Here is a 22,138-nt window from a genome sequence, read left to right as displayed (position 1 = left end):
CACACAAGGAGCAGTATGTCCCCGGTGGAAATCACCCCGGAGTTCAACCCGCTGCGGTTGCCCTCCGACCGCCGTCTCAACCGGATTGCCGGGCCCAGCGGCCTGATCATCTTCGGTGTGACCGGCGATCTTTCCCGAAAGAAACTCATGCCGGCGGTCTACGACCTGGCGAACCGGGGGCTCCTGCCCCCCGGTTTCGCCCTGGTCGGGTTCGCCCGTCGTGACTGGGAAGACCAGGACTTCATGGAGGTCGTCCACGACGCCGTGAAGCAGCACGCCCGCACCGAGTATCGCGAAGAGGTCTGGGCGCAGCTCGCTCAGGGCATCCGATTCGTTCCCGGTGAATTCGGCGACGAAGAGGCGTTCGAGAAGCTCAAGGAGACCATCCACGAGCTCGACCGCGAGCGGGGAACGATGGGCAACCACGCGTTCTACCTCTCGATCCCGCCCAAGGCGTTCCCGCTGGTCACCGAGCAGCTGCGTCGCTCGGGTCTCGCCGAACCTGCCGAGGGCGAATGGCGCCGCGTGGTCATCGAAAAACCCTTCGGTAGCGACCTCAAGACGGCTCGCGAGCTGAACGCCGTCGTCGAGTCGGTCTTCCCGGCCGACTCGGTATTCCGCATCGATCATTACCTCGGCAAGGAGACGGTGCAGAACATCCTGGCGCTGCGCTTCGCCAACGAGATGTACGAGCCGATTTGGAACGCCAACTACGTCGACCACGTGCAGATCACCATGGCCGAGGACATAGGCGTGGGTGGCCGTGCCGGCTACTACGACGGCATCGGCGCAGCCCGCGACGTCATCCAGAACCACCTTCTGCAGTTGCTCGCCCTCACCGCCATGGAGGAGCCCATCTCCTTCGACGCGGCTGATCTGCGTGCCGAGAAGGAGAAGGTGCTCGCGGCGGTTCGTCTGCCCGAAGACCTCTCCACCTCGACCGCTCGCGGTCAGTACGCCGGTGGCTGGCAGGGTGGCGAAGAGGTCCTCGGATTCTTGGACGAAGACGGCATGAACCCCGAATCGACGACCGAGACCTACGCGGCAATGCGCCTCGACATCAACACGCGTCGCTGGGCCGGTGTGCCGTTCTACCTGCGTGCGGGCAAGCGCCTCGGCCGCCGCGTGACCGAGATCGCGGTCGTGTTCAAGCGCGCGCCGCAGTACCTCTTCGAGAAGAGCCAGACCTCCGAGCTCGGCGAGAACGCACTCGTGATCCGCGTTCAGCCCGACGAGGGTGTCACCATCCGGTTCGGCTCCAAGGTCCCGGGTGCCGCCATGCAGGTGCGCGATGTGACCATGGACTTCGGTTATGGCCACGCGTTCACCGAGGCGAGCCCCGAGGCCTACGAGCGTCTTATCCTCGACGTCCTCCTGGGCGACCCGCCGCTGTTCCCCCGCCACGAAGAGGTCGAACTCTCGTGGAAGATCCTCGACCCGATCGAAGAGTTCTGGGCGAAACAGGGCGGAAAGCTCGAGCAGTATCAGCCGGGCACTTGGGGCCCCGCCGGTGCCGATGAATTGATGGCCCGCGACGGCCGAACCTGGAGGCGTCCATGATCGTCGATCTTCCCGACACGACGACGAGCAAGATCACCAAGAAGCTCGTCACGATTCGCGACGAGGGTGGCGCTGTCGCCCTCGGCCGCGTGCTCACACTCGTGATCGCCGCCGAATTTGGCACCGAAGAGGTGGCGATCGAGGCGGCCAACGACGCATCGCGCGAGCACCCCATGCGCGTGATCGTGCTGTCGAAAGAGCCCGAGGAGGCCGCGGGGTCGTCCGCAACCGCCACGGCCGCCAAGACGGCTCGCCTTGACGCGCAGATCCGAGTCGGCGGCGACGCCGGCGCGAGCGAGGTCATCATCCTGCGTGCCTATGGTGAAGCGGGCAACAACGAGGAGAGCCTGATCACCGGCCTCCTCCTGCCCGACGCGCCCGTGGTCGCGTGGTGGCCGGGAAAGGCTCCCGAGGTGGCCTCGACGTCTCCTCTCGGCCGCATCGCCCAGCGACGCATCACCGATGCTTCCGCGCAAGATGACCCGCACGAAGCCCTGCTGCACCTGGCACGCACCTACGCGCCCGGCGACACGGACTTCGCGTGGACGCGTCTGACGCTGTGGCGGGCCCAGCTCGCCGCCGTGCTCGACCAGCCGCCGTACGAGCCCGTGCTCGAGGCGCAGGTCTCGGGCGCTGCCGACTCGCCGTCGACCGTGCTCCTCGCGGCGTGGTTGCAGCTGCAGCTGAAGGTGAACGTGAAGCACGAGTTGACCTCTCGTGGGGCGGGTTCATCCGGCATCCACGGTGTGCGGCTGACCCGCGCTTCCGGTGACATCGACCTCGAGCGCCCCGTGGCGAACGTCGCGACACTCGTTCAGCCGAACCAGCCGACGCACGATCTCGCCTTACCACGCCGCAGCCTGCGTGATTGCCTGGCCGAGGAATTGCGTAGACTCGATCCTGACGATTTGTACGGTGACGTGCTCACAACTGGTCTCGGTCAGCTCGACGAGGCGGAATTGCCCACGAAAGGCTCAAACTAGATGACCAACGATCGACGCGTGCTGGTTCACCCAGACAACACCGCTCTCTTCGGATCGGTAGCTGCCCGGTTCATAACCAAAACCGTCGATCTGTTGGACGATTTGGGCACAGCGAACATCGTCCTCACCGGAGGTCGCGCCGGCACCGGCGTGATGAGCGCCATCAATGAGTCCAGCGCGCGCGACAGCGTCGACTGGACGCGGGTGCACTTCTGGTGGGGCGATGAACGCTTTGTTCCGGCCGGTCACGAGGATCGCAACGATGTGGGGGCGCGCGCCGCTCTGCTCGATCACATTCCCGTTCCCGCCGAGAACATCCACCCGTTCCCGGCTTCTGACGAGGTCGCCGACCTAGATGAGGCCGTGGCCGTCTACACGGCCGAGCTCGCCACGTTCGCGATGGACGGCAACGAGGTTCCTCGCTTCGACATCACCTTCTTGGGCGTCGGGCCGGACGGGCACATCGCGTCGCTCTTCCCCGACCGTCCTGAGGTGGGCGTGAAAGACGTTCCCGTGGTGGCTGTGCGCGATGCACCGAAACCGCCTCCCCTGCGTCTCAGCCTGACGCGTCCGGTGCTCAACGGCTCCGACCGCATCTGGTTGGTGCTCTCGGGCGCCGACAAGGCGGCCGCCCTGGGTCTGGGCATGGCGGGTGCGAGCTTCCATGAGGTCCCGGTCGCCGGTATCAAGGGTCGCAAGCGCACGGTCTTCTTCGTTGATCAGGATGCCGCCGCTGAAGTTCCCGAGTCGCTCATCGCGCCGTCCTACTAGGCTCGCGCAACAAACACTCCAATCGCCTCCTCGCCACCGTGCGGGGAGGCGATTTTGGTATCTCCCAGCGGTACAGGGTCGCTCTCCGCTCAGCTGGATCAATCTTCGGCATGCTGCAGCTGGTGCATTTCCGGGATCATGTTGGCACCCGCTGGGCGCGTGCTCGCATGTCACGGCGAGTGCGAGGGTGAGTGCTGCGCGCACAAGAGGGGGCCCGGGAACATGTGTTCCCGGGCCCCCTCTTGAGGATGATGTGTGCTCGTGCCTACTTCTTTGCCGAGGCCAGCGTTCCGCGACGGGCGCGGAGCTGCTGAAGGGCCTCTTCGAGCAGCTGCTCGGCTTCTTCCTCGGTGCGACGTTCCTTCACGTAAGCGAGGTGCGTCTTGTAAGGCTCGAGCTTCGACAGCGCCGGCGGGTTGGCCCGGTCGCGACCGGCCGGAAGACCGGATGCGGGGCAGTCGATTGTTTCAGGGATCTCCTCGTCAGGCAGGTTCGCCGCGAAGTGACGAACCGTCTCGTTGCCGAGGGCATCCCAGTAGGACACCGCCACGCGCTCGGCGTGGAATCCGTGGTCTTGCTCCCCCATGGGGCCTGCGCCTACACGGGATCCCCGGATTGCGCTTCCTCCTGCAGCCATGTGCCTATCTCCTTCTGTCTGACTCGGCGATCAAACGCCGGACTGGAACTTGGTGATCAAACCCAACGCCACGATGGTGGCGAACCACACCAGGCCCAGGATGACCGTAATGCGGTTGAGGTTTCGTTCGGCGACACCGGAGGACCCGAGGTTCGACGACATACCCCCACCGAACATGTCGGAGAGTCCGCCACCTCGCCCCTTGTGCAAGAGGATGAGGAACGTGAGCAGGAGGCTCGTGATGCCGAGCACAACCAGCAGTACTACCTGAAGAATTTCCACGGGGGCCTTTCATACGGCGGAACCGGAATTCCGGCGACCGTCGTCAATTATAGCGGGAGAAGCGCGTCAAACCTCGAACGTCACACACCAACATGTTTCTGGTAGCGCACGATGCTCGAGAATTCGTTCAGGTCGAGGCTCGCGCCGCCGACGAGAGCGCCGTCGACATTGGGCTCACGCATGAAGCCCGCGATGTTGTTGGCCTTCACCGATCCGCCATAAAGAATGCGGGTCTTCTGCGCGACGTCGTCGCCAAGCGTTTCCCGGATGACCTCGCGCAGAGCTGCGGCAACGTTCTCCGCCTGCTCCGGCGTGGCCGCTTGGCCCGAACCGATGGCCCACACGGGCTCGTAGGCCACGACGATGTCGGCGGTCGACGAGATCTTCGACAGGGCGACCTTCAGCTGTGCCACGGGAACAGCACTTGGGCCATGCTTCTCGAGGTCTTCGCTCGTCTCCCCGACGCAGATCACGGGAACGACGTTCTGCTGCACGGCTGCAGCGACCTTGCCGGCGATCTGCTCATCGGTCTCGTTGTGCAGCGTGCGGCGCTCGGAGTGACCCACGATGACGTAGCCGCACTCGAGGGCCCGCAGGAACGTGGCGGAGATCTCACCGGTGTAGGCGCCGGACTCGTGCTCCGAAACATCCTGGGCACCATAGGCGATGGGCAGCTTGTCGGCCGCGACCAGCGTTTGCACCGAGCGGATGTCGGTGAACGGCGGGAACACGGCGACCTCGACGGTGCTCGGGTCATGCTTGGCATCGGACAGGCTCCACGCCAACTTCTGCACGAACGCGATCGCCTGCAGGTGGTCGAGGTTGAGCTTCCAGTTGCCCGCGATGAGCGGGGTGCGGGTGTTTACCATCCGAGTACCTCCAGGCCGGGGAGACGCTTGCCTTCGAGGAATTCGAGGCTCGCTCCGCCTCCCGTCGAAATGTGACCGAACTGGTCATCGGTGAAACCGAGCGCGCGAACTGCCGCGGCCGAGTCGCCACCTCCGACTACGCTGAGACCGTCGGTCTCGGTGAGCGCCTGAGCGATGGCCTTCGTGCCCGCGGCGAAGGGCGTGAGTTCGAATACGCCCATGGGGCCGTTCCAGAACACGGTCTTCGAATCGCGGATGATGGCGGCGAAAGCCTCTGACGTGTCGGGGCCGATGTCGAGACCCAGGCCGGACGAACCGAACGGGGTGTCTTCGATGGCATCGACACCGCGGATGACATGCTCGGCGCTCTCGTCGAACTTCGCCGCCACGACCACATCGGTCGGCAGCACGATCTTGACGCCGCGCTTTTCGGCCTCGGCCAGGTAGCCGCGCACCGTGTCGAGCTGGTCCTCTTCGAGGAGGCTCGAACCCACGTTGTGTCCCTGAGCCTTGAGGAAGGTGAAGAGCATGCCGCCGCCGACGAGGAGGTTGTCCACCCGCGGAAGCAGGTGACCGATGACGCCGAGCTTGTCGGACACCTTCGAGCCGCCGAGGACGACCGTATAAGGGCGCTCTGGCTTCTCGGTGAGCTTGTCGAGCACCTCGAGTTCGGTGGCGATGAGCGTGCCGGCGGCGCTCGGCAAGAGTTCTGCGAGTTCGTAGACGCTGGCCTGCTTGCGGTGCACGACGCCGAAGCCGTCCGACACGAACGCGTCGCCGAACTCGGCGAGCTGTGCCGCGAAGGCACGACGCTCGTTGGCGTCTTTACTCGTCTCCCCCGGGTTGAACCGCAGGTTCTCCAGCAGCACGACGTTGCCGTCGGTCAGCTGTTCGACGGCCTCGCGGGCGCTATCGCCAACGGTGTCGTTGGCGAAGGTGACGGGGCTGCCGAGCAGCTCGGAGAGGCGCTGGGCCACGGGCGCGAGGGAGTACTTCGCCTCGGGCGCTCCGTCGGGACGACCGAGGTGCGAGATGACGATGACGCGGGCGCCCTGGTTGATCAGAACGTTGAGGGTCTCCAGAGACGCGCGAACGCGCCCGTCGTCGGTGATGACCCCATCCTTGAGAGGAACATTGAGGTCACACCGAACGACGACGCGTTTGCCCGCCACCGAACCCAGGGATTCGAGTGTGCGAAGAGACATATTTAGAGGCGATCCGCCACGTACTCGGTCAGGTCGACGAGACGGTTGGAGTAGCCCCATTCGTTGTCGTACCACGCCGACAGCTTGACCTGGTCGCCCAGGACGCGCAGCAGTCCGGAGTCGAAGATGGCCGAGTGCGGGTCGGTCGTGATGTCGCTCGACACGATCTCGTCTTCGGTGTACTTCAGGATGCCCTTGAGGGGACCCTCGGCGGCTTCCTTGTAGGCAGCCTTGACTTCGTCGACCGTGACGGGACGCGACGACGTGACCGTGAGGTCGGTGATCGAGCCGGTCGGGACCGGAACTCGCAGCGCGAAGCCGTCGAGCTTGCCCTTCAGCTCGGGCAGCACGAGGCCGATGGCCTTGGCGGCACCGGTGGAGGTCGGGACGATGTTGATCGCGGCGGCACGGGCACGACGCAGGTCGCTGTGCGGGCCATCCTGCAGGTTCTGGTCTGCGGTGTAGGCGTGCACGGTGGTCATGAGGCCACGCTCGATGCCGAACTTGTCGTTGAACACCTTGGCGAGCGGCGCGAGGCAGTTCGTGGTGCAGGACGCGTTCGAGATGATGTGGTGGTTGGCGGGGTCGTAGTCCTGCTCGTTGACGCCCATGACGAAGGTTGCGTCTTCGTCGGTGGCGGGAGCGGAGATGAGGACCTTCTTGGCGCCGGCTTCGATGTGCTTGCGGGCGTCGGCTGCCTTGGTGAAGCGGCCGGTCGATTCGATCACGATGTCGACACCCAGGTCGCCCCAGCCGAGGTTGGCGGGGTCGCGCTCGGCGAGAACCTTGATGGGCTTGCCGTTGACGATGATGTTGTCACCCTCGAGCTCGACGGTTGCGTCGAGACGGCCGGTGATGGAGTCGTACTTGAGAAGGTGGGCCAGCGCCTTGTTGTCGGTGAGGTCGTTGACGGCAACGATCTCGAGGTCGCTGCCCTTGGCGAGGGCTGCGCGGAAGTAGTTACGGCCGATGCGGCCGAACCCGTTGATACCGATCTTTACGGACAAGGATCACTCCTGTTGCTGGGGCGCGTGACGCGCATTTATGGGGGTTACTCGAGCGAAAGCCGAGTGGGGGTGATGGATGCCTCGGCGACTGTTCGCCGAGGCATCCATGCCTGCTATGACAGTACCAGCAGGCCTTCGGTCTTCGTGCGGGCCGCGTCGAAGCGTGCCTGAACATTGGACCAATCGACGATGTTCCAGAACGCCTTCACATAGTCGGCGCGGACGTTCTTGTAGTCGAGGTAGTACGCGTGCTCCCAGACGTCGAGGAGCAGGACCGGAACGGTGCCGACGGGGAAGTTGGACTGCTGGTCGAAGAACTGGGTGATGATGAGACGCTGGCCGATCGAGTCCCACAGGAGGGCGGCCCAGCCGGAGCCCTGCACGCCGAGAGCGGCGGCCGTGAAGTGGGCCTGGAACTTCTCGAACGAGCCGAAGTAGTCGTCGATGGCGCTGGCCAGTTCGCCGACCGGCTTGTCGCCGCCGTTCGGGGACATGTTGGTCCAGAAGACGGAGTGGTTGACGTGGCCGCCGAGGTTGAAGGCCAGGTCTTTCTCCAGCTTGTTGATGTTGGCGAGGTTGCCCGAATCGCGGGCCTCGGCCATCTGCTGGATGGCGGTGTTGGCGCCGGTGACATAGGTCTGGTGGTGCTTGGAGTGGTGCAGCTCCATGATCTGGCCGCTGATGGCGGGCGCAAGTGCGCCGTAGTCGTAGGACAGCTCGGGAAGTGTGTAATCTGCCATTTCTTCTCTCCTATCGTGTCCGCTCCCGCGTTTCTGCGGTTGTGCGGGTGTACCCGACCTCGTGCTGGCGGCGCCGAAAGACGTCGTCTGCTCGCGTTCGGGAGGCTTCCAGTCTATCCACGGGAACACAGCCCGCTCTCGGAAACTTCCCGGATTGACAGGTCTGTCACACCTCGTCTAGGTCGGACGGGAGGTTGGCGTCGGTGCCCGGGATGCCCAGGTCGGAAGCCTTCTTGTCGGCCATGGCGAGGAGGCGACGGATGCGGCCCGCGATGGCGTCTTTCGTCATGACGGGGTCGGCGTGGTGCCCCAGCTCGTCGAGGCTGGCCTCGCGGTGGTTGAGACGAAGCTCGCCGGCATATCGCAGGTGTTCGGGCATCTCATCGGCGAGGATTTCCATCGCGCGCTCGACGCGCGAGCAGGCCGCGACGGCCGCCTGGGCGGAGCGGCGCAGGTTGGCGTCGTCGAAGTTCACGAGACGGTTGGCCGTTGCACGCACTTCGCGTCGCTGGCGCAGCTCGTCCCATGCCTGAACGGTGCCGACGGCACCCATGGCGATCAGCATGGCCGAGATCGCCTCGCCGTCGCGGATGACGACGCGGTGCACGCCACGAACCTCGCGCGCCTTGGCGGAGATGCCGAGCCGGCCGGCGGCGCCGACCAGAGCCATGGCGGTCTCGTTGCCGGGGCAGATGACCTCGATAGCCGCGGAGCGGCCCGGGTCGGTGAGCGTGCCGGCGGCCAGGAAGGCCCCGCGCCAGATGGCCGCGAGGTCTTCGCGCGAGCCGGTCGTGAGTTTGTTGGGCAGGCCGCGCACGGGCCGGCGACGCGCATCGAGCAGGCCGGTCTGGCGGGCGAGGGTTTCGCCGCCATCCATCACGCGTACGAGGTAATAGTCGGTGCGGCGCGAACCGGATGCGGGGATGAGCGAGACCTCGCTGCGAACCCCGTAGACCTCGGCGAGATCGCGGCGCACGCGTCGAGCGAGGTGGGGCGAGTCGAGCTCCGATTCGAGAGCGATGCGCCCCGAGATGACGTGCAGGCCACCGCTGAAGCGGAGCAGTGAGGTGAGTTCGGCGGCTCGGGCGGCCGCGCGCGGTTCGTGGATGCGTGTCAGCTCTTCTTTGACCTCAGCGCTCAGTGCCAGTCGTGATGCCATTGTTGTTCGTCGTCTTTCGTTTGTGGTGCGGAGCCCGGGGGGCGCGGCTATTCGCGCCCGAGGTCTCGATGTTTGGTGGTGACGTCGACGCCGGGGATTTCACGGATCTTTTCGGCGAGCCGTTCCGTGATAGCCACAGAGCGGTGCTTGCCACCGGTGCATCCGATGGCGAAAGTCGCGTGGCGCTTGTTCTCGCGCTGGTATCCGGCGAGAACGGGTGCGAGGGCCGCGGCGTAGGCATCGATGAATTCTTCCGCACCATCCTGGGAGAGTACGTAGTCACTGACGCTCTCGTCGAGGCCGGTGTGTGAACGCAATTCTGGCACCCAGAAGGGGTTGGGCAGGAATCGGGCGTCGGCGACCGTGTCGGCGTCGGTGGGAATGCCGTACTTGAAACCGAAGCTCATCAGGGTCAGTTGCACGCCCGGGCGGCCCGCTTCGGCGAACATATCGGCGATGATGTTGGCGAGCTGGTGGATGTTGAGTTCGGACGTGTCGATGACGACATCGCTCGATTCACGGATGGTCGCGAGACGGGACCGCTCGAGGGTGACGCCGTCGAGGATGGTGCCGCGGCCCTGGAGTGGGTGCGGTCGACGGACCGCCTCGAAGCGGCGCACGAGGGCGGCGTCCGTCGAGTCGAGGAAGACGACGCGCACTTGGGTGCCCTCGCGCAGGGTTTGGATCATCGAGCGCAGATCGGTGAAGAAGTCGCGCCCGCGCACATCGACGACGGCCGCGATCTTGGGAAGAGCCCCCTCAGCGCGTTCGGCGAGGTCGACGAGCGGGCGGAGCATCTGCGGGGGCAGGTTATCGACCACGTACCACCCATGGTCTTCGAGGGCGTTGGCTACCGTAGACCGCCCGGCACCCGACATGCCGGTGACGATGAGGACTTCCTGCTGGGGCGTTGTTTCATCCGTGCTCATGCGTGGCGCTCTCGATTCATGTCGATCGTCGTTCGGTCAAGCCTATCGACTGTGGAGACGCTCGTGGATGGTGGCCGACAACTGGGGGCCGACGCCTTTGACCTCGGCGATCTCTGCGGGGGTTGCGAGCTTGAGGCGGGCAACCGACCCGAAGTGCTTGAGCAGCACCTTAATGCGGCTGGGGCCGAGCCCCGGGATGTCGTTGAGAATTGAGCCGATGTCTTTCTTCCGCTTGGCCCGCTGATAGCTGATCGCGAATCGGTGCGCCTCGTCACGGATGCGTTGGATCAGGAACAGTGCCTCGCTGTTGCGCGGCAGGATGACGGGGTAGTCGCTATCGGGCAGCCAGACCTCTTCGAGTCGCTTGGCGATGCCGGCGAGCTGGATGTCGGTGCGCCCGGATTCTTCGAGGGCGCGGCGTGCGGCTTGCACCTGGGGCACGCCGCCGTCGACGATCAGCAGCTGTGGCGGGTAGGCGAATTTCTTCGGCTTGGTGACCTGCTCGAGCGGATCGACCTCGGTGGCGCTCTCCTCTTCGTCTTCGCGCAGGTAGGCGAGTCGGCGGGTGAGCACCTGATAGATGGACTCGGTGTCGTCGGTGGAGTCGGCAATGCTGAAGCGGCGGTACTGGTCTTTGCGCGGCAACCCGTCTTCGAAGACCACCATGGAGGCGACGATGTTTGTGCCGCCGAGGTGCGAGACGTCGTAGCACTCCATGCGCAGGGGCGCCTCCTCCATGCCGAGCGCTTCTTGGATGTCGGACATCGCCTGTGATCGAGCGACGAAGTCGGCGCTGCGCCGCGTCTTGTAGAGCATCTGCGCGTTCTTGGCGTTCATTTGCGCGGTCTGCATGAGGGCGGCCTTCTCACCGCGCTGAGCCGTTTTGAGGCGCACGGAGCCTTTGCCCCGGCGCGCGGTGAGCCACGCTTCGAGTTCGGTCGTATCGTCGGGAAGTTCGGGAACGATGATTTCTTTGGGAACATCGGTGCCGCTGGCGGCGTCATACACGCGCTGCAGGATGGCTTCTACGAGGTCGCTCTCGTCGAGGTCGAGTTCTTTGTCGACCGTCCACGACCGGACACCGCGGATGCGCCCGCCGCGCACCACGAACTGTTGCACGGCGGCCGTCAACTCGTCGTGCTCGATGCCGAAGAGGTCGGCGTCGACGTTGTCGGAGAGGACGACGGCGCTCTTGGCGAGGACGGCTTCGAGGGCGAGCAACCGGTCGCGGTACTTCGCGGCCGCTTCGTAGTCCTGGGCGGCAGCCGCCTCTTTCATCTTGCGGGTCGCCTCGGTGACGAAGCGGCGATCGTTACCGGTCATGAAGCTGACGAAGTCGTCGACCATGGCGCGGTGCTCGGCGATGGTGACCTTGCCCGAGCACGGGCCGCCGCATCGCCCGATCTGGCCGGGGAAACAGGGCCGTCCCGTTTGCATGGCCAGCTTGTAGCTGGAGTCGCTGCACGTGCGGATGGGGAACGCTTTGATCATCAGGTCGATGGTGTCGTGCACGGCCCAGATCTTCGGATAGGGCCCGAAGTACTTCGCCCCCCGGATCTTGGGGTTGCGGGTGACGAGCACGCGGGGCGCCTCGTCGGCCAGCGTGATGGCCATGAACGGGTACGTCTTGTCGTCGCGGAATTTGACGTTGAACGGCGGGTCGAACTCTTTGATCCACGTGTATTCGAGCTGGAGGGCCTCGATATCGCTGCCGACGACGGTCCAGTCGACGCCGCTCGCACTCGTGACCATGCGCCGAGTGCGCTCGTGCAGCGAGTGCAGGGGCGCGAAGTAGTTGCTGAGGCGGGCGCGCAGGTTCTTGGCCTTGCCGACGTACAACACCCGCCCGGCGTCGTTCTTGAAACGATAGACGCCGGGCTGGGTGGGGATCTCTCCCGCTTTGGGGCGGTAGCTGAGTGGATCTGCCACCGCTAACCGGCCTTGCGCGTCTCGGCCCGGTCGGCGTCGAAGATCTCTTTGAGGAACATGCCGGTGTGGCTCTCGCTCACCGTGGCGATCTTCTCGGGCGTGCCCGTGGCGAGCACGCGACCGCCACCGGAGCCGCCTTCGGGGCCGAGATCGATGATCCAGTCAGCCGATTTGATGACGTCGAGGTTGTGCTCGATCACCACGACCGTGTTGCCCTTGTCGACGAGGCTGTTGAGCACGAGGAGCAACTTGCGCACGTCTTCGAAGTGCAGACCGGTGGTCGGCTCGTCGAGAACGTAGATGCTGCGCCCGTTGGTGCGGCGCTGCAGTTCGGTCGCGAGCTTGACGCGCTGCGCCTCGCCGCCCGACAAGGTCGTGGCGCTCTGGCCCAAACGCACGTATCCGAGTCCGACGTCGACCAGGGTCTTGAGGAACCGGTGGATGGCGCTGATGGGCTCGAAGAAGTCCGCGGCCTCGGCGATCGGCATGTCGAGCACCTCGGCGATGTTCTTCCCCTTGTAGTGCACCGTGAGGGTGTCGCGGTTGTACCGCGCTCCCCCGCACACCTCACACGCGACGTAGACGTCGGGCAGGAAGTTCATCTCGATCTTGATGGTGCCGTCACCCGAACACGCCTCGCAGCGCCCGCCCTTGACGTTGAAGCTGAAGCGACCGGGCAAGTAGCCCCGTGCCTTGGCTTCGTTCGTCTCGGAGAACAGCGTGCGGATGCGGTCGAACACACCCGTGTAGGTGGCAGGGTTGGAACGCGGGGTGCGCCCGATCGGCGCCTGATCAACGTGGATGACCTTGTCGAGGTGCTCGAGACCCGTGACGCGTGTGTGCTTGCCCGGCACCTTGCGCGCACCGTTGAGTTTGTTCGCGAGCACGCGGTAGAGGATGTCGTTGACGAGCGTCGACTTGCCCGAACCACTGACGCCCGTGACGGCCGTGAACGTGCCGAGCGGGAAGTCGGCGGACACCTTCTGGAGGTTGTTGGCCGACGCGCCCACGACGGAGACCTGACGGTCTTTGTCGCGCGGACGCCGCTTGGCCGGCGTCTCGATGGCCTTGCGCCCCGACAGGTAATCGCCCGTGAGCGACTCCGTGTTTTCGAGGAGCTTCTCGTAGGAACCCGAGTGCACGACCTTGCCGCCACCCACGCCAGCGCCTGGCCCGATGTCGACGACCCAGTCGGCGGTGCGGATGGTGTCTTCGTCGTGTTCGACCACGATGAGCGTGTTGCCGAGGTCGCGCAGCGTGATGAGCGTCTCGATGAGGCGTCGGTTGTCGCGCTGGTGCAGGCCGATGCTGGGCTCGTCGAGCACGTAGAGCACACCCGTCAGCCCCGAGCCGATCTGTGTGGCCAAACGGATGCGCTGGGCCTCGCCACCCGACAACGATCCGGCTGCGCGGGCGAGGTTGAGGTAGTTGAGCCCCACCTGGATGAGGAAGTCGAGTCGCAGCTTGATCTCGCGCAGGACCTGCGCCGCGATCTTGGCCTCACGGCTGGAGAGCTCGAGTTCGTTCATGAACGCGCGAGCGTCGGTGAGGCTGAGTTCCGAGACATCGGCGATGTTGCGGTCGTTGACGAGGACTGCCAGCACCTCGGGCTTGAGGCGCTTGCCCTCACACACGGGGCAGGGAACCTCGCGCAGGTATTCGGACCAGCGCGCACGCTGCGCGTCGGTCTCTGCCTGCAGGTATTGGCGCTCGATGTAGGGCATGACGCCCTCGAAGCCGGAGGTGTAGCTCATCTCGCGGCCGAAGCGGTTGCGCCACTTGACCTTGACCTTGAAGTCGTTGCCGCGCATGACGGCTTCACGCACCTCTTCTGGCAGCTTCTTCCACGGTGTCTTGAGCGAGAAGTCGAGGTCGCGCGCAAGACCCTCGAGCAGCTTGTCGTAGTACTGGTAGAGCCCCTTGCCTTGGCTCGTCCAGGGCAGTATGACTCCCCCGGCGATGCTGAGGTCTTCATCGCCCAGCAACAGCTCGGCGTCGACCGACATGCGCGTGCCGAGGCCCGTGCACTCGGGGCAGGCGCCGAAGGGTGCGTTGAACGAGAACGTGCGCGGCTCGATCTCGGTCAGCTGGATGGGGTGGTTGTTCGGGCAAGACAGCTTCTCGGAGAAGCTGCGCACGGACGCCGGACCCTCGGAGTCGACGAAGTCGATGTTGACGAGACCGTCGGTCAGGCCCAGGGCCGTCTCGAGCGAGTCGGTGAGGCGCCCGAGGATGTCGGGGCCCGCGACGAGGCGGTCGACGACCACCTGGATGTCGTGCTTGTACTGCTTCTTCAAGGTGGGCGGCTCGTTGAGCTGGATCTGCTCGCCATCGACGATCGCGCGCGAGTATCCGCTGGCGGCCAGCTCTTTGAAGAGGTCGACGAACTCGCCCTTCTTCTGTGAGACGACCGGGCTGAGGATCATGTAGCGCGTGCCGGCTTCGAGTTCCATCATCTGGTCGGCGATCTGCTGCACGGTCTGCTTCTGAATGGGCTCGCCACACACGGGGCAATGTGGAATGCCGATGCGCGCCCAGAGCAGGCGCATGTAGTCGTAGACCTCGGTGATGGTGCCGACCGTCGACCGCGGGTTGCGGTTGGTGGACTTCTGGTCGATGGAGACCGCGGGGCTCAGGCCCTCGATGAAGTCGACGTCTGGGCGGTCGACCTGGCCGAGGAACTGACGCGCATAGGCCGACAGAGACTCGACGTAGCGGCGCTGGCCCTCGGCGAAGATCGTGTCGAACGCGAGCGAGGATTTGCCGGAACCACTCAGACCGGTGAACACGACGAGCGAGTCGCGCGGGATGTCGATGTCGACGTTCTGGAGGTTGTGCACCCGCGCTCCGCGGACGCTCAGCTTTGCGGTGGAATCTACCTGAGAAATTGGCACTCCTTGATAGTACGGTGAACCACTGACAGTGGTGTTCGGGATGCGTGGGCCTTGCGTTTCGGCGCCGCGTGACGCCTAGAGGTGCCCGGCCTTTTCCATCTGGCGCAGGTCCTTCTTCAAGTCCTGGACCTCGTCGCGCAGGCGCCCTGCCAACTCGAACTTCAGCTCGGCGGCCGCGGCCAGCATCTGGCCGTTCAGGTCGGCGATGAGCGCCTCGATCTGATCGGCCCCCTCTGCCGCGATCCCCTGACGACGGAGGTTGGGTGTCGGCGCCTTCTTCTTGCCATCGCGCGAGGCGAGGAGCTTGGCCGTGTCGGCGCCTTCGCGGGCGAGTGCCTCGGTGATGTCGGCGATCTTCTTGCGCAGCGGCTGCGGGTCGATGCCGTGCTCGGTGTTGTAGGCGACCTGCTTCTCGCGACGGCGGTCGGTTTCTTCGATGGCGCGCTTCATGCTGTCCGTGATGCGATCGGCGTACATGTGCACCTCACCCGACACGTTTCGAGCCGCACGACCGATCGTCTGGATGAGTGACGTCGACGAGCGCAGGAAGCCTTCCTTGTCGGCATCGAGGATGGCGACAAGGGACACTTCGGGAAGGTCGAGACCTTCTCGCAGAAGGTTGATGCCCACGAGCACGTCATAGACGCCCGCACGCAATTCGGTGAGGAGCTCGACGCGACGGAGCGTGTCGACATCCGAGTGCAGATAGCGCACCCGCACGCCGGCCTCGGTGAAGTAGTCGGTGAGTTCTTCGGCCATCTTCTTGGTCAGCGTGGTCACCAGGATGCGCTCGTCGCGCTCTGTCCGCGCGCGGATCTCTTCGAGCAGGTCGTCGACCTGCCCCTTGGATGGCTTGACGACGATCTGCGGGTCGACGAGGCCGGTCGGGCGGATGATCTGCTCGACCACGCCGTCTGCGATGCCCATCTCGTACTTGCCGGGTGTGGCCGAGAGATAGACGGTCTGGCCGACGCGGTCTTTGAACTCGTTCCACTTCAACGGGCGGTTGTCGAGTGCGCTCGGAAGGCGGAAACCGTGCTCGACGAGCGTGCGCTTGCGCGAGGAGTCGCCCTCGTACATCGCGCCGATCTGCGGCACCGTGACGTGGGACTCGTCGATGACGACGAGGAAGTCGTCGGGGAAGAAGTCGAGCAGACAGTGCGGTGCTACGCCCGGTGCCCGCGCATCGATGTGCCGCGAGTAGTTCTCGATGCCGGAGCAGAAGCCGATCTGCTGCATCATCTCGAGGTCGAAGGTCGTGCGCATGCGCAGTCGCTGAGCCTCGAGCAGTTTGCCCTGGCGCTCCATGTCGGCGAGGCGCTCCTCGAGTTCCTCCTGGATCGTGCCGATTGCGCGCTGCATGACATCGGTGCTCGCCACATAGTGCGAACCCGGGAACACCGACACCGAGTCCATCTTCTGGACGACGTCGCCCGTGAGCGGGTGCAGTGTGTAGAGCGCCTCGATCTCGTCGCCGAACATCTCGATGCGGATCGCAAGCTCTTCGTACATCGGGATGATCTCGATGGTGTCGCCGCGCACGCGGAAGTGCCCGCGCGAGAAGTCGATGTCGTTGCGCTGGTATTGCATCGACACGAACTTGCGGATGAGCCAGTCGCGGTCGACGCGCATGCCCACCTGGAGGGCGATCATGGCGTTCAAATATTCTTGCGGCGCGCCGAGGCCATAGATGCATGAGACGGTCGAGACGACGATGACATCGCGGCGGCTCAGCAAAGAGTTGGTGGTGGAGTGGCGCAGGCGCTCGACCTCGGCGTTGATCGACGAGTCCTTCTCGATGAAGGTGTCCGTCTGCGGCACATAGGCCTCTGGCTGGTAGTAGTCATAGTAAGACACGAAGTACTCGACCGCGTTGTTGGGCAGCAGCTCACGGAACTCGTTGGCCAGCTGAGCCGCCAACGTCTTGTTGTGCGCGAGGACGAGCGTAGGTCGTTGCACGGCCTCGATCAGCCAGGCGGTGGTCGCCGACTTGCCCGTGCCCGTTGCGCCCAAAAGCACCACGTCGGTCTCGCCCGCGTTGACACGCCCCGCCAACTCGGCGATCGCCTTGGGTTGATCGCCACTCGGGGTGTATTCACTGATGACCTCGAAAGGTCGCACGGAGCGCGTAGGTTGCATGCCTCAAGTCTAAAGATCGCCACTGACATTCGTACGGATGTTCGCCCAGGGCGGTCACGACGGCGGCCGATGCTCTAAATCCCGGTGAGGCCGAGTTCGGTCGCCAAGACATCCGCCTGACGCAGTGTGTCGTCGACGGAACCCGCCGTGTCGATCACCACGTCGGCACGGGCGAGCCGCTCTTCGTCTGAGGCTTGCGCGTCGACCCGCCGGCGCGCGTCCTCTTCGGAACTCGCACGCAGTCGGACCAAGCGATCGATGCGCACGTCTCGCGGCGCGTGCGTCACCACGATGAGGTCGAACGGATGCGGAACCTGAGCCTCGACGAGCAGCGGCACGTTGTAGACCACGACGGCGTCCCCATCGCGCGCCTCGGCCTCGGCGATCAACTCGGCCGTGCGCTGCCGCACGGCCGGATGCACGATGCCGTTCAAATCGGAGAGGGCCTCGGCGTCGGCGAAGACGATCGCGCCGAGAGCCGGACGGTCGAGACGGCCGTCTGGGCCGATGACACCGGCGCCGAAACGCGCTCGAATCGCGTCGAGAGCGGGCGTACCCGGTTCGACGACCTCGCGCGCGAGGAGGTCGGCGTCGATATGGACGGCACCACGCTGTTCGATGCGACGTGCAACGGTAGATTTTCCGGACGCGATTCCGCCCGTGAGCCCGACGAGTTTCACTCCCCCAGCGTAGCGCTGCGTCAGAGCGAGGCGGCGTACTCCTGCAGATAGTCGATGGGGAGTCGCCGCGCTTCGGCCAGGATGCGCCGGTCACCTTCGGGGTCCCGGAGGAATGCCAACGCCGTGAGGGCCGAAGCCTGTTCGAGGGCGACCTCGAGGCGGGTGCGCCAGGCCTTCGACGATGGCAGGCCGAATTCGGCAAGTGACTCGACGATCGCCTCGAGATAGAGTGCCGCGCGGCGCAAGTGCGCCTCGCGCTCGTCGGCGTCGGCCGCGAGAAGCGACAGGTGCACGATCGCGAAGGCGGGGATGGTGCGGTAACACTCGATATTGATATCGATCATGGTCGAGACGGCCTGTTTCCAGGTGCGCGGGGTCTTGCGGTCGTACGCCGCGATGAGGTGCTCGAGGTAGGCCGTGTAGGTGCGATTGCGCAATGCGGTGAGTAGTGCCTCGCGATCCGGGTAGAAGCGGTAGAACGTTCCGATGGCGATGCCGGCGCGCTCAGCGATGTCGGCCGTGGTCACGGCGGAGAAACCGTCGGCGGCGACGACGGCTGCCGTCGTGTCGAGAATGACGTCGAGTGTGCGTCTGCTTCGTTCTTGCCGCGGGCTGATGCGCAGGTCGTTGATGGACTTGACCTCGGTGTGCAAATAGCGGTTCAACGGTTCTGTGAACATGGTTGCCTCTTCTGATCGAGGGCACGTTCGGCGCACATGACGCCGAGCCGGCCGTACTGAAACTTCAACTGAAATTCCAGAACTAGCGTATCAGTGATATACCAAATATCAACAGGATAGTTCGGCAGGATAGTTCGTGCCCCGGCATCCGGCCTCGGTTTTGGACCCATGGCGGCCACCCCTGGCGACTCGCAGCGCACGTAGATGCCCGAGATACGCCGAAGGGGCCGAACCCTCTCGGATTCGGCCCCTCAGTGCCTTGCGGCGATCTAACTGGTGGTGCTGTGGTGCTTAGGAGTTGCTGGAGAGCTTCTCGCGCAGAGCGGCGAGCGACTCGTCGTCAGCAAGCGTGCCGGCGCCGGCCGACTCGCTCGAGAACGTGGAACCGGCGGCAGCCTGTCCCTCGTTCGATGCCTCTTCGGCAGCGGCAGCAGCAACCTGCTTCTTGTGAGCTTCCCAACGAGCCTGGGCGGCAGCGTAGTCCTGCTCCCACTTCTCGCGCTGAGCTTCGAAGCCTTCGCGCCATTCGTTGGTCTCGGAGTCGAAGCCCTCGGGGTACTTGTAGTTGCCCTGGTCGTCGTACTCGGTGAGCATGCCGTAGAGAGCCGGGTCGAACTCGGTGCCCTCGGGGTCGACACCCTCGTTGGCCTGCTTGAGGCTCAGCGAGATGCGGCGACGCTCCAGGTCGATGTCGATGACCTTGACGAAGACCTCGTCGCCCACCGAAACGACCTGCTCGGCCAGCTCGACGTGCTTGCCGCTGAGCTCGGAGATGTGAACGAGGCCCTCGATGCCATCGGCGACGCGAACGAACGCACCGAACGGAACGAGCTTCGTGACCTTACCCGGGGCAACCTGACCGATTGCGTGGGTGCGGGCGAAGACCTGCCACGGGTCTTCCTGCGTGGCCTTGAGCGACAGCGACACGCGCTCGCGCTCGAGGTCGACCTCGAGGATCTCGACGGTGACTTCCTGACCGACCTCGACGACCTCGCTGGCGTGCTCGATGTGCTTCCAGCTGAGCTCGGAGACGTGAACCAGACCGTCGACGCCGCCCAGGTCGACGAACGCACCGAAGTTGACGATCGACGAGACGACGCCCTTGCGGACCTGTCCCTTCTGGAGGTTGTTGAGGAACGTGGTGCGGCTCTCGGACTGCGTCTGCTCGAGCAGGGCGCGGCGCGACAGGACGACGTTGTTGCGGTTCTTGTCGAGCTCGAGGATCTTCGCTTCGATCTCCTGGCCCAGGTAGGGCGTGAGGTCGCGCACACGGCGCAGCTCGATGAGCGAGGCGGGAAGGAAGCCGCGGAGTCCGATGTCGACGATGAGGCCACCCTTGACGACCTCGATCACCGAACCCGTGACAACGCCATCGGCGTCCTTGATCTTCTCGACGTCGCCCCAGGCACGCTCGTACTGAGCGCGCTTCTTGGACAGGATGAGGCGGCCTTCTTTGTCTTCCTTCTGGAGGACGAGGGCTTCGACGGAATCGCCGACGTTGACGACCTCGGAGGGGTCGACGTCGTGCTTGATAGAAAGTTCGCGCGAAGGGATGACACCCTCGGTCTTGTAACCGACGTCGAGGAGGACCTCGTCGCGGTCGATCTTCACGACGGTGCCCTCGATCAGGTCGCCATCGTTGAAGAACTTCAGCGTCTTTTCGACCGCGGCGAGGAAGTCATCAGCGGATCCGATGTCATTGATCGCAACCTGCTTGGGCGCCTTGTCGGTCGTTGTGTTTGTCATTGAGTGATTACTCCAGTATGGACATGAATCAGGCCGCACGGCTTCGGTGATTTCGCGTCTGAAAACGATGCGGCGAACGGATGTTGGTTGTCACAAATGTGACAGTCAATCCTACGTGTTTTCGGGCGTCGCCAGCAACTCCCGCGTCCGGGGCTCGGAGCGCGGGAGTCGCGACGGAAAATCGGATGCTCGAGGCGGCCGAATCAGTCGGCGAACAGGGCCGTGCGCAGCGTGTCGAGGCCCACTCCCCCGAGGTTCAACGCCTCGCGGTGGAACTCCTTGATCTGGAAGTCCGCGCCGGCACGACGGGCATACTCATCGCGCAGCTGCTCCCAGATGCGCTGGCCGACCCTGTACGACGGCGCCTGGCCCGGCCATCCGAGGTAGCGGTTCACCTCGAAGCGCACGAAGCCATCGTTCATGTTGACGTTGCGGCCCATGAACTCGAGGGCGTAGTCGGCATCCCACACGCCCTGACCGTCGGGGCGCTGTTTGCCGAGGTGGACGCCGATGTCGAGCACCACGCGCGCCGCGCGCATGCGCTGGCCGTCGAGCATGCCCAGGCGGTCGGCGGGATCGTCGAGGTATCCGAGCTGCTCCATGAGCCGCTCGGCGTAGAGCGCCCAACCCTCCGCGTGGCCCGACGTGCCGGCGAGCTGTCGGCGCCACGTGTTGAGCGTCTCGCGGTTGTAGACGGCCTGGCCGATCTGGAGGTGATGGCCCGGAACACCCTCGTGGTAAACCGTCGTGAGTTCGCGCCAGGTGTCGAATTCGGTGACGCCCTCTGGCACCGACCACCACATGCGACCCGGGCGCGAGAAGTCGTCTGTCGGGCCCGTGTAGTAGATGCCGCCCTCTTGCGTCGGCGCGATCATGCATTCGAGCGCCCGGATCTCGTCGGGGATGTCGAAGTGGCTGCGGCCGAGCTCCTCGACCGCGCGGTCGCTCGTTTGCTGCATCCATTCGCGCAGTGCGTCGGTTCCGTGCAGCTTGCGCGAGTCGTCCTGCTCGAGGAACGCGATCGCCTCGGCGACGGATGCGCCGGGCTTGATCTGTCGTGCGATGGACTCCTGTTCGTCGACCATGCGCTGGAGTTCTTCGACGCCCCACTCGTAGGTCTCGTCGAGGTCGATGGTCGCACCGAGGAAACGTCGGGATTGCAGGGCGTAAATCTCTCGTCCGACCGCGTCGTTTTCGCCGGCCACAGGTTCGAGTTCGCGGGCCAGGAAGTCAGCGAGCTCGCCATAGGCCACGGCGGCGGCCCCCGCGTTGGCCGAGAGATCATTGGCGAGGGATGCCGGGAGCGAGCCCTGGTCGGGGCCGGCGTTGGCTCCGAGCGCCACGAAGAAGCCGTCGGATGCGCCATACCGCTTGACCTGCTCGAACACCTCGGCGACCTGGCGACGGGCGGGGACGACACCCTGCCGGATTCCCGTGCGAAGCGTTTCGATGTAGCCGTCGACGGCCGCGGGCAGGGCTTTCAGGCGGGCGGAGATGTCGTCCCAGTCGGAGACCGTGGCCGTCGGCATGAGGTCGTAGATCTCACGGATGCCCTGAGCCGGCGAGGCGATGACGTTGAGGTCGCGGAGGTGCAGGCCCGCGTCGCTCGATTCGACGTCGAGGAGCAGCTCGTTGCGGAGGTCGGTACGGGTGACGTCGTCGACGCTGTCGACGGGGGTGGCGGCATCCAGTTCACGGATCGTGTTCTTGGCAGCATCGAGGTAGGCCTCGTGGCCGGCGGGCGAGAAATCGCCGTAGCGGCGGTTGGCCTCGGCGCGGCCGATGTACGTTCCGAGCAGCGGGTCGAGTTCGACGAGCGTGTCGACCCATCGTTCGGCTATGGCGTCGATGGGGGTGGCGTCGCGGGGGGTGTCAGCACTCATGGATCCGAGCCTAGGCCCGGATCGCCGGCAACCGCCACCGCCCGG

18 protein-coding genes are annotated in these 22,138 nt (G+C 65.0%); 3 read left to right on the top strand and 15 right to left on the bottom strand.

Annotated features, from left to right (window positions below):
• The first annotated feature begins 15 nt into the window (after positions 1-15).
• From zwf to pgl, 3 genes are read left to right on the top strand one after another with little or no spacing between them, the layout of a single operon-like run.
• A complete protein-coding gene (gene zwf, locus ACZ6IE_RS07650; RefSeq protein ID WP_445995889.1) occupies positions 16-1,560 on the top strand; it encodes a glucose-6-phosphate dehydrogenase in 1,545 nt (514 codons plus the stop codon).
• Positions 1,557-2,543, top strand: a complete 987-nt coding sequence (locus ACZ6IE_RS07645) for a glucose-6-phosphate dehydrogenase assembly protein OpcA (RefSeq protein WP_464607436.1) — start codon at positions 1,557-1,559, stop codon at positions 2,541-2,543. Before zwf ends, ACZ6IE_RS07645 begins: the two co-directional genes overlap by 4 nt.
• A complete protein-coding gene (gene pgl / locus ACZ6IE_RS07640; protein ID WP_464607435.1) occupies positions 2,544-3,314 on the top strand; it encodes a 6-phosphogluconolactonase in 771 nt (256 codons plus the stop codon). It begins immediately after the preceding gene.
• Between the two features lie 265 nt (positions 3,315-3,579).
• Here pgl and ACZ6IE_RS07635 read toward each other — a convergent pair whose 3' ends face one another.
• From ACZ6IE_RS07635 to ACZ6IE_RS07565, 15 genes are all read right to left on the bottom strand, one after another.
• Positions 3,580-3,951, bottom strand: a complete 372-nt coding sequence (locus tag ACZ6IE_RS07635; RefSeq protein WP_077053188.1) for an RNA polymerase-binding protein RbpA — start codon at positions 3,949-3,951, stop codon at positions 3,580-3,582.
• Positions 3,952-3,981: 30 nt separating this feature from the next.
• Positions 3,982-4,233, bottom strand: a complete 252-nt coding sequence (gene secG, locus ACZ6IE_RS07630) for a preprotein translocase subunit SecG (RefSeq protein WP_077053189.1) — start codon at positions 4,231-4,233, stop codon at positions 3,982-3,984.
• Between the two features lie 80 nt (positions 4,234-4,313).
• Positions 4,314-5,102 carry a triose-phosphate isomerase gene (gene tpiA, locus ACZ6IE_RS07625; protein WP_464607434.1) on the bottom strand — a complete coding sequence of 263 codons (789 nt, stop codon included), beginning with the start codon at positions 5,100-5,102 and terminating at the stop codon, positions 4,314-4,316.
• Positions 5,096-6,307, bottom strand: coding sequence for a phosphoglycerate kinase (locus tag ACZ6IE_RS07620; protein ID WP_464607433.1), 1,212 nt, complete (start codon positions 6,305-6,307; stop codon positions 5,096-5,098). The genes tpiA and ACZ6IE_RS07620 overlap by 7 nt, the downstream gene beginning before the upstream one ends.
• Before the next feature lie 2 nt (positions 6,308-6,309).
• Positions 6,310-7,314: a type I glyceraldehyde-3-phosphate dehydrogenase gene (gene gap, locus ACZ6IE_RS07615; RefSeq protein WP_077053192.1), complete on the bottom strand. Its 1,005-nt coding sequence runs from the start codon at positions 7,312-7,314 to the stop codon at positions 6,310-6,312.
• Positions 7,315-7,427: 113 nt separating this feature from the next.
• Entirely contained in the window at positions 7,428-8,054 is a 627-nt protein-coding gene (locus tag ACZ6IE_RS07610) for a superoxide dismutase (protein WP_464607432.1), read from the bottom strand.
• Between the two features lie 166 nt (positions 8,055-8,220).
• Complete coding sequence (gene whiA / locus ACZ6IE_RS07605) at positions 8,221-9,213, bottom strand: DNA-binding protein WhiA (protein ID WP_464607431.1); 993 nt, start codon at positions 9,211-9,213, stop codon at positions 8,221-8,223.
• Positions 9,214-9,260: 47 nt separating this feature from the next.
• Positions 9,261-10,142, bottom strand: coding sequence for an RNase adapter RapZ (rapZ, locus tag ACZ6IE_RS07600; protein ID WP_077053194.1), 882 nt, complete (start codon positions 10,140-10,142; stop codon positions 9,261-9,263).
• A gap of 42 nt (positions 10,143-10,184) precedes the next feature.
• The gene (gene uvrC / locus ACZ6IE_RS07595; RefSeq protein ID WP_464607430.1) at positions 10,185-12,071 is read right to left on the bottom strand and encodes an excinuclease ABC subunit UvrC; all 1,887 of its coding nucleotides are present in this window, start codon (positions 12,069-12,071) and stop codon (positions 10,185-10,187) included.
• Positions 12,072-12,073: 2 nt separating this feature from the next.
• The gene (uvrA, locus tag ACZ6IE_RS07590) at positions 12,074-14,965 is read right to left on the bottom strand and encodes an excinuclease ABC subunit UvrA (RefSeq protein WP_077053196.1); all 2,892 of its coding nucleotides are present in this window, start codon (positions 14,963-14,965) and stop codon (positions 12,074-12,076) included.
• Positions 14,966-15,040: 75 nt separating this feature from the next.
• A complete protein-coding gene (uvrB, locus tag ACZ6IE_RS07585) occupies positions 15,041-17,104 on the bottom strand; it encodes an excinuclease ABC subunit UvrB (RefSeq protein WP_464607429.1) in 2,064 nt (687 codons plus the stop codon).
• A 74-nt stretch (positions 17,105-17,178) separates the two neighbouring features.
• Positions 17,179-17,784, bottom strand: a complete 606-nt coding sequence (gene coaE, locus ACZ6IE_RS07580) for a dephospho-CoA kinase (RefSeq protein ID WP_464607428.1) — start codon at positions 17,782-17,784, stop codon at positions 17,179-17,181.
• Between the two features lie 20 nt (positions 17,785-17,804).
• The gene (locus ACZ6IE_RS07575) at positions 17,805-18,464 is read right to left on the bottom strand and encodes a TetR/AcrR family transcriptional regulator (protein WP_464607427.1); all 660 of its coding nucleotides are present in this window, start codon (positions 18,462-18,464) and stop codon (positions 17,805-17,807) included.
• Positions 18,465-18,755: 291 nt separating this feature from the next.
• Positions 18,756-20,210 (bottom strand): 30S ribosomal protein S1, encoded by a 1,455-nt coding sequence (gene rpsA / locus ACZ6IE_RS07570; protein WP_077053200.1) that lies wholly within the window; start codon positions 20,208-20,210, stop codon positions 18,756-18,758.
• Between the two features lie 203 nt (positions 20,211-20,413).
• Positions 20,414-22,093 (bottom strand): DUF885 domain-containing protein, encoded by a 1,680-nt coding sequence (locus ACZ6IE_RS07565; RefSeq protein WP_464607426.1) that lies wholly within the window; start codon positions 22,091-22,093, stop codon positions 20,414-20,416.
• Between the last annotated feature and the right edge of the window lie 45 nt (positions 22,094-22,138).

The sequence above is a fragment of the Okibacterium sp. AC114 genome, from assembly GCF_979253355.1.
The sequence above is the reverse complement of the archived record's forward strand: the minus strand, read 5'-3'. Positions and strand labels throughout refer to the sequence as shown.

What these genes read in the sequence shown, in the direction of transcription:
- ACZ6IE_RS07645 (WP_464607436.1), top strand. Translation starts at nt 1,557, where the DNA reads ATGATCGTCGATCTTCCCGACACGACGACGAGCAAGATCACCAAGAAG.
- ACZ6IE_RS07565 (WP_464607426.1), bottom strand. Translation starts at nt 22,093, where the DNA reads ATGAGTGCTGACACCCCCCGCGACGCCACCCCCATCGACGCCATAGCC.
- pgl (WP_464607435.1), top strand. Translation starts at nt 2,544, where the DNA reads ATGACCAACGATCGACGCGTGCTGGTTCACCCAGACAACACCGCTCTC.
- tpiA (WP_464607434.1), bottom strand. Translation starts at nt 5,102, where the DNA reads ATGGTAAACACCCGCACCCCGCTCATCGCGGGCAACTGGAAGCTCAAC.
- ACZ6IE_RS07575 (WP_464607427.1), bottom strand. Translation starts at nt 18,464, where the DNA reads ATGTTCACAGAACCGTTGAACCGCTATTTGCACACCGAGGTCAAGTCC.
- zwf (WP_445995889.1), top strand. Translation starts at nt 16, where the DNA reads ATGTCCCCGGTGGAAATCACCCCGGAGTTCAACCCGCTGCGGTTGCCC.
- ACZ6IE_RS07635 (WP_077053188.1), bottom strand. Translation starts at nt 3,951, where the DNA reads ATGGCTGCAGGAGGAAGCGCAATCCGGGGATCCCGTGTAGGCGCAGGC.
- ACZ6IE_RS07620 (WP_464607433.1), bottom strand. Translation starts at nt 6,307, where the DNA reads ATGTCTCTTCGCACACTCGAATCCCTGGGTTCGGTGGCGGGCAAACGC.
- rpsA (WP_077053200.1), bottom strand. Translation starts at nt 20,210, where the DNA reads ATGACAAACACAACGACCGACAAGGCGCCCAAGCAGGTTGCGATCAAT.
- ACZ6IE_RS07610 (WP_464607432.1), bottom strand. Translation starts at nt 8,054, where the DNA reads ATGGCAGATTACACACTTCCCGAGCTGTCCTACGACTACGGCGCACTT.
- rapZ (WP_077053194.1), bottom strand. Translation starts at nt 10,142, where the DNA reads ATGAGCACGGATGAAACAACGCCCCAGCAGGAAGTCCTCATCGTCACC.
- uvrB (WP_464607429.1), bottom strand. Translation starts at nt 17,104, where the DNA reads ATGCAACCTACGCGCTCCGTGCGACCTTTCGAGGTCATCAGTGAATAC.
- whiA (WP_464607431.1), bottom strand. Translation starts at nt 9,213, where the DNA reads ATGGCATCACGACTGGCACTGAGCGCTGAGGTCAAAGAAGAGCTGACA.